The organism is Dapis purpurea BLCC-M126 (assembly GCF_050015975.1).
GTDB lineage: Bacteria > Cyanobacteriota > Cyanobacteriia > Cyanobacteriales > Microcoleaceae > Trichodesmium.
Window position 1 is genome coordinate 21,776 of record NZ_JBNHER010000261.1, and the last position, 6,541, is coordinate 28,316.

The window sequence follows — 6,541 nt, forward strand, 5'->3', positions numbered from 1 at the left end:
CCAGCCGTTAAAACTGGCACTTTTCCTGCTTACCAAAATTTTATAGCACTACGCAAATAGTTGACGACATTTCTAAATCCTGAAACCGTTTGACAGTTTACTGTTCCCTATTCCCTAGCGCGTAGCGCTATACGATGAAAACTGCCCTAATATTAATAGGACTTACGCAGAGAGAACAGATATAGCGTTAAAAACTATAACGTTATAGTTTTTGAACTCTATATATAGTACATTTGCGTAAGCCCTGATTAAACTAAGATATACTAAGGTTTTTGGCTTTAGCTTGAATCAATAAATCTGAATCATCAACAAACAACTCAGCAACTTGACTATTTCCTAACTGTTTCAACGCCAACAAACAAGCATATTTCAAGTCAAAAATTCTTGTCTTACTAATACTTTCTCTCAGCAAAGGTATCGCCCGCTCATCTCCTAAATTTGCTAGAGCAAGTGCAGCAGCACCACGAGATTTCTGAAACTGAGGCGCTGTGTTGTGCAGTGCTTCTACCAACAAATCATAAGCATCAACATATTTTAGCCAACCTAAAAGTTTAACTACATGATAGTGAGCGCCATAATCATTATGAGCGCTTTCGGCAAAGGTTGCCATTAATGCTGCTCCTGCAATTTCTGGGTAAACTTCTAAAAGAGTTTTGCCAGCTAAATAACACCTACCAAAATCTGTACTATATAACTCCTTAATGACAAATTCTAAAGCTGGAGTTTGATCGTATTCGTGAACTAATTCTAGATCGTTGGGGCGATCGCGAATGACTGAATCTAAAAAGGGTTCGATTTCAGCAAAGTTAATCTCACCTGTGGGAATGCCTGTTTCTGCTAAGAGTCTAATTGCTCGGAGACGAAAAACCATAGAAACAGGACATTTAGCAATATTCGGAATTGACTGATAATATTTAGCATCAATTAAGTCTTGAATACAACCACGTCTAGCATTAACACTAGAATGCTGTAAAAATTCGACTACCTTTGTCATTTGTGAATAGTCTCCAGTTAAACGACAAATAGTAGCAATCGCTGCACTAGCAATAGGTTCATCATCAGATTCTGTAAATTCCTGAATCTTGGTTATGGCAGGTTTATAGTCAAATTTTGCCAACACCTGAATAATTAAACGATAACTTTGACCAGGTTTTGACAACAACTGAGCAATTTCTGCCAGAATTTCTTGGTCTTCAGTTCCTATTTCACTAATTGCCCAGACAGCATTTTCTACAGTGTAGCAGTCTGCATCACCTAAGCAACCTCGAATTGTGGGTAATGCTGATGTCACATTCAAACGCCCCAATGTTTCGATCGCCTTACGTCTAGCAATTTTATGTTCTAAAACAGGATTAGTATCTTGTATAGTTTTGATTAAAGCATTAATTGAGCGATCGCTGGGAAAATTAACTAAATGACTTGCTGCTACATAACGTTCTGATTTGTCTTCTAATTCTTCTAGGGGTGCTTCTAGCAAAGCAATTGCTTTTTCTTCAGTTAATCCAGGAAATATATTGAAAAAACGCTTATCCATTTTCTTGGCGTGTTAATTACAATCAACAATTAATTTCTTGAATAGATCATATATCAATTTGGGACATAAACATACGCTAAAAGTTTTGTAGAGACATTTCGTCGATATATTGCTTTTAAAACAAGATGCAAAGATCTAAATAATTCTGTGTCGGATTAATTTTTATCAAGCTTATATTAACAGGTTGTGTCTGCATAAAGATCCTCCAAATATTGTGAGAAAATTGTGTTTTTTTTAATCTGGTATTGCTGATTCTTAAGTATCAGAATCTAGTCACTAACTTTGGATAGTGAAACAGTTTTTTCTATTTCCTAACTCCTAAAATTATACCTTCATCTACCAACACCAAAAATCCTTGTACTTAATACTCCTCAGGCCAAAGCAAAAGCAGCTCCCCGTTAATTTATAGCTGTTTTCACAAAAGTAGACTACAGATAAGATATTAAGTATCTTTAAAGTTTGATAAGTTGCAGACCTAATAGCTGTATTCTATGTTAATAAAAATATTTATAATATTTTCTGCAAGTTTGTCAAGCAACTAAGTAGCAAAAGTAATAAAAATTAACTTTACAGGTTTTGCATATCACTTAGTGAAATTTTATTAACTTGTTTATCATAAATGAGATTTTGAACTACTATTGCCTTATATATTTACAGAAGATAGGAATCAAGATTGTATTAATTACAATCTAACTGCTTGTACTACAGGCAAAATCAAGCTTTTTAAGAGAAATATAATTTTTCAGAAAAACTAATTTAAACATGAAGTGTTTAGGAGGAAATGAATGGGAAACTTAACTACATCAGCAAGTCTTGGTTTAGATGCTTTTGAAGTAGAGCCGCTAGAACTCCACGCCAATATTAGTGAAGAAGAACTAGAACAGGTTATCAAAGCTGTCTATAAGCAAGTTTTAGGAAATCAGTATCTGATGGAAGGCGATCGCCTATCTAGTGCTGAGTCTATGCTCCGCAATAGAGACATTACAGTCCGTGAGTTTGTTAGAAGTGTGGCTCAATCAAGTCTTTATCAAAAACTATTTTTTGAGTCTTCATCTCAGTATCGCTTTATTGAGTTGAACTTCAAGCATCTTTTAGGTCGTCCTCCTCAAGAACAGGCGGAAATTTCTGAGCACGTTCAGATTTATAACGAAGAGGGGTATGGAGTTGAGATTAACTCCTACATCGATAGTGAGGAATATATTGAGAGTTTTGGTGAAAATGTTGTACCCTATCCTCGGAGTATTCGTTCAGTTGTTGGGCTGAAAAACGAAGTTTTCAACCGGACGTTTTCTCTGTTAAGGGGTTCTGCTACTAATGATAGTGATAACCGTGCTAAGTTAATTACTTCAGTAGCGGCTAATTTACCGACTCCCATCAAGCTACTCGCTGTGAGTAATGGAGGTTCTTTCGACAATACAGAAAAGCGTTTTAAAATTGAGTTTTCTAGCTCGAGAGCTACTGCTAGGTTGAGCAAGTTTAGTCGTCAAGAATTTGTAGTTAACTACAGTCAGATGTCTCAGCAAGTTCAAAATATTCACAAAACTGGTGGAAAAATTCTAAGTATTACAGAAGTAGCATAATATTTGTCTTTTTTTTCTAATCTACCCCGGTGCTGTAATGGTTGAGAATTACAGTGCTGGTTTTTTAGTGTATTTTAAATATATTAGTTCTCAAATTATTATAGTTTTTCCATGTCTCTAGAACAAACAGATACTTCTCTAGTAGAAACTAGACAAGAAGCAGCCCAAAAAACTTTGTCTCCAGAAGAAATAGATACTTTTCTAGTAGAAACTAGACAAGAAGCAATCCAAAAAACTTTTGACACCAATGATAGGCAACGGTTACAACTCATGGTAGAATGCTTGGGCGATTCCCGGGGAATGGTGCGCTTAGGTTTTGCTGAGACTCTTGGACAAATTGGCAAGCCAGCTACTCCTTTTCTAACTGAAGCTCTCCTCAATCATTCCGATCCTGTTGTGCGACGAGCTAGTGCCAAAACTTTGACCTTAATTGCCGATCCAGATACAGTTTCTCCCCTAGTCCATGCCCTACTTAATGATGAAGATACGGTAGTTAAAGGATCGTCAGTTGGCGCTCTTGCTCGGATAGGAGAATCTGCTGCCCCTGTGCTATTAGAGATTTTAGGCTCGGCAGAATATCCAGAAAGTACCAAAGGTCATGCTGCTTGGGCTTTAGCATTTATTGGACCTGAAGCAAAAGACCATTTGTATCGGGAAATTAATTCTGAAAAAGTGGCAGTTAGGTCTGCGGTGGTAGGAGCGATCGCCAAAATTGCCCAAGATTCGGGAGAAGAGGAGGCTATCAATATTTTAATAACTGCCCTGGGAGATTCCTCTGAAGAGGTACGCACTGAAGCAGCAGCAGTTCTGGGAAATTTAGCTTACAAACCAGCAGTTCCCCGCCTCATTGAGTTACTGAATCATCCTACTAGCGGTGAAACCCGCAAGGCTGCAGCTTTGTCTTTAATGAAAATTCGTTCCCATAGCGCTTTAAAACCATTGCGAGAAGCATGGGAACAGGAAGCAAATGAAGAGATTAAGAAAATTATCAAATTAGCAATTACTCAATTAGAGAGGCAATCTCCAGAAAACGATTCTGAATAAATTAGCTCTTAGATAATCATTACTTGGCTGAAGCAGAGAGCTTTAGCCATAGAGAAATTGGGGTTGCACATTAAAGAATGATAATAGATTTTAAGCTGTACATATTGTTGAGGAAACATTATCCAAAAATATCTACTTTCGGATTTAATCATTCCTGATTGTGCAACGCCGAAAAGTTAATTTAACCTGGGTTAGATTTAAACTTCAACATATCCAAGCGAGATAAAGCACTATTAGCAGTTTGCCGTACATAGGTATCAACAGATTCGTCATTAGCTAACTTGGTTAAGACTTCTCTAGAGCGATCGTCATTAATAGAACTAACAGCATTCAGAATTGCTACTACTAAGCCTAAATTATCAGTCTCATCAAGAACCTCAAGCAAGCTATCTAAGGCAGGCACACCAATAACCCCTAAGGCCATTGCCGAAGCAATATGAACAACGGGATTAGAATCATTGAGTCCTTTTTTCAAACCCTCAATACCGTCAGAGGGGAAGGGAACATTCTTGTAGTTGATAGCTACCTGAGCTAAAGCCTTAGCGCAACTGCTTCTAATAGTTGAATTATCACTGTTGAGCAATGAATTGACTAAAGATGGCACAGTATCTGTCCCAATAGCTCCCAGTGCCTTAACTGCTGCTCGCCGATAGACCGTATCTTCTTCTGCCAAAATTCCCATCAAGCGAGGAATAGTATTTTCATCACAAGTTTCAGCTATTTCCCACATTGCTCGCTCGCGCAAGTTAGGGTTAGGGTGTTTTAGTTGCTCAAATAATGAGGATTGTGTCATCGTTTTCTGAGTAGTGTGACAAATTTAAAGTATGATGCCAAAATAACTAAGGGACTCTTAGTTAGTTGCTCACCTAAATATCAGGCGAGTAACGAACTGAAAGTCCCTCAGTTTTAAATTAAAGCACTTTTAAAGCAAGAGTATCACCCTTGCCTCAATTCCTATATCTTAGGATAGGGAGTTGATTACATAGTCGAGAAGAGCATTGTACTCAGTTAATGCTTGAGCAGACATATCGCGAGGAGCACAACCACGATTACGAGCAAAGCTTAAAGCTTCAACGTAAGGAGCAGTAGGTAAGCTTAGAGCACGATAAACTTCACGCTGACCAGCAATTCCCCACTCATCAAGAGGACCAGTTCCACCAACAACTAAGCAGTAGTTGATCAAGCGTAGATAGTGCTTGATATCGCGGAGGCACTTAGACTTAAAAGTGTCTGTGGAATTAGCTTCACCAGCGTTGTTCAAATAACTATACTTGCTGATGCAAGCATTATAAGCTTCTTGAGCAACTGCATCAATATTGCTTCCTAACTTTTCAGCAGCTTCTAGACGAGCTGCTGCACGCTGGATAGAACCTTGTACTGACTCTAGATCGGAGCTGCTAGGGAAACGACCTGCTGCATCAGCAGCAGAAATTACTGTGGTAATAACTGATTTCATGTCTTTATAACTCTTTTTTGTTGGACTTGATTAGATTTGGATTAAAACTTTTTTGGCTAATCGTTAAACAGCGACAAGCCAATAACTGGATACCTCGATAGGGTATGGCTAGACAGTTTGAGAGAAATTAGCTTAGAGCAGCAATTACTTGGTCGAAATAGCCACCTGCTTCAGAAACTAAGCTAGCACAGCGATCCTCTACTACAGGAGAACCCATTATGCGCTTTTTACCTCCTGCCAATTCGTCACTTGGTTGATCTTTGATGTGAGCTGCAGCTTGAGCTTTCATAATTTGAACAGCACGAGCAGTAGATTGAAGAGGTACACCTAAAGCAATATAAGTTTCTTTTAAACCATTTAAGCAACGGTCATTGAGAACGGAAGCGTCACCAGCTAGTAATGCATAAGTAACATAACGTAGGATGATTTCTCCATCACGCAGGCAAGCAGCCATGCGACGGTTAGGATAGCAGTTACCACCAGCTTGGATTAATCCATCGTTTTCGCAGATCATACCAGCGATAGCATCAGATACCATGCAGCTTGCGTTGCTAGCAATAGCATTTACTGCATCAAGACGTCTGTTGCCTTGAGCAATAAATTCTTTTAAGCTAGCTAATTCGTCTGTACCAATAGGAGCAGTTTTGGTATCTGCTGTAACTACAGCTTTTGAAAAAGCATCTAACATTGAGCTCTCCTTACTTTAAAAATCGTTTTTTCGTAACCTTGAGTTAACTATCTAACAAGAAGGTCTGTTTTGTCTCGCTTTCTGAGTAAGAAAGTAATATTTCGTAAAGAAGTAAATATTTGTTACGATTTTCTAGTTAATGGGGTGTCAAGAACATAAGATAAGAGCCAAATATTTTTTACTCTTTACCCAATTATTAATTATTAATAATTAAATAATTCTGGTTTAAAGCCTCCCCT

General features: G+C 38.0%; 6 protein-coding genes. 2 read left to right on the top strand and 4 right to left on the bottom strand.

Going from position 1 to position 6,541, the window contains the following annotated elements; all coding sequences use genetic code 11:
- Positions 1 to 253: 253 nt before the first annotated feature.
- A complete protein-coding gene (locus tag ACP6PL_RS24260; RefSeq protein ID WP_426547875.1) occupies positions 254 to 1,534 on the bottom strand; it encodes a HEAT repeat domain-containing protein in 1,281 nt (426 codons plus the stop codon).
- Between the two features lie 785 nt (positions 1,535 to 2,319).
- Here ACP6PL_RS24260 and ACP6PL_RS24265 point away from each other — a divergent pair.
- On the top strand, positions 2,320 to 3,114 hold the full coding sequence (locus ACP6PL_RS24265) for a phycobilisome rod-core linker polypeptide (RefSeq protein ID WP_426547877.1): 795 nt from the start codon (positions 2,320 to 2,322) through the stop codon (positions 3,112 to 3,114).
- Positions 3,115 to 3,225: 111 nt separating this feature from the next.
- Positions 3,226 to 4,158: a HEAT repeat domain-containing protein gene (locus ACP6PL_RS24270; RefSeq protein ID WP_426547879.1), complete on the top strand. Its 933-nt coding sequence runs from the start codon at positions 3,226 to 3,228 to the stop codon at positions 4,156 to 4,158.
- A gap of 181 nt (positions 4,159 to 4,339) precedes the next feature.
- Here the strand turns inward: ACP6PL_RS24270 and ACP6PL_RS24275 are convergent, their stop codons facing one another.
- From ACP6PL_RS24275 to ACP6PL_RS24285, 3 genes are all read right to left on the bottom strand, one after another.
- Positions 4,340 to 4,951 carry a HEAT repeat domain-containing protein gene (locus ACP6PL_RS24275; RefSeq protein WP_426547881.1) on the bottom strand — a complete coding sequence of 204 codons (612 nt, stop codon included), beginning with the start codon at positions 4,949 to 4,951 and terminating at the stop codon, positions 4,340 to 4,342.
- A gap of 168 nt (positions 4,952 to 5,119) precedes the next feature.
- Positions 5,120 to 5,614, bottom strand: a complete 495-nt coding sequence (locus ACP6PL_RS24280; RefSeq protein WP_426547883.1) for a globin family protein — start codon at positions 5,612 to 5,614, stop codon at positions 5,120 to 5,122.
- A 127-nt stretch (positions 5,615 to 5,741) separates the two neighbouring features.
- Positions 5,742 to 6,302 (bottom strand): bleomycin hydrolase, encoded by a 561-nt coding sequence (locus ACP6PL_RS24285; RefSeq protein ID WP_426547885.1) that lies wholly within the window; start codon positions 6,300 to 6,302, stop codon positions 5,742 to 5,744.
- Positions 6,303 to 6,541 lie beyond the last annotated feature (239 nt).

Excerpts from the sequence above, each read along its gene's own strand:
- ACP6PL_RS24260 (WP_426547875.1), bottom strand. The coding sequence starts at position 1,534 with ATGGATAAGCGTTTTTTCAATATATTTCCTGGATTAACTGAAGAAAAA.
- ACP6PL_RS24265 (WP_426547877.1), top strand. The coding sequence starts at position 2,320 with ATGGGAAACTTAACTACATCAGCAAGTCTTGGTTTAGATGCTTTTGAA.
- ACP6PL_RS24270 (WP_426547879.1), top strand. The coding sequence starts at position 3,226 with ATGTCTCTAGAACAAACAGATACTTCTCTAGTAGAAACTAGACAAGAA.
- ACP6PL_RS24275 (WP_426547881.1), bottom strand. The coding sequence starts at position 4,951 with ATGACACAATCCTCATTATTTGAGCAACTAAAACACCCTAACCCTAAC.
- ACP6PL_RS24280 (WP_426547883.1), bottom strand. The coding sequence starts at position 5,614 with ATGAAATCAGTTATTACCACAGTAATTTCTGCTGCTGATGCAGCAGGT.
- ACP6PL_RS24285 (WP_426547885.1), bottom strand. The coding sequence starts at position 6,302 with ATGTTAGATGCTTTTTCAAAAGCTGTAGTTACAGCAGATACCAAAACT.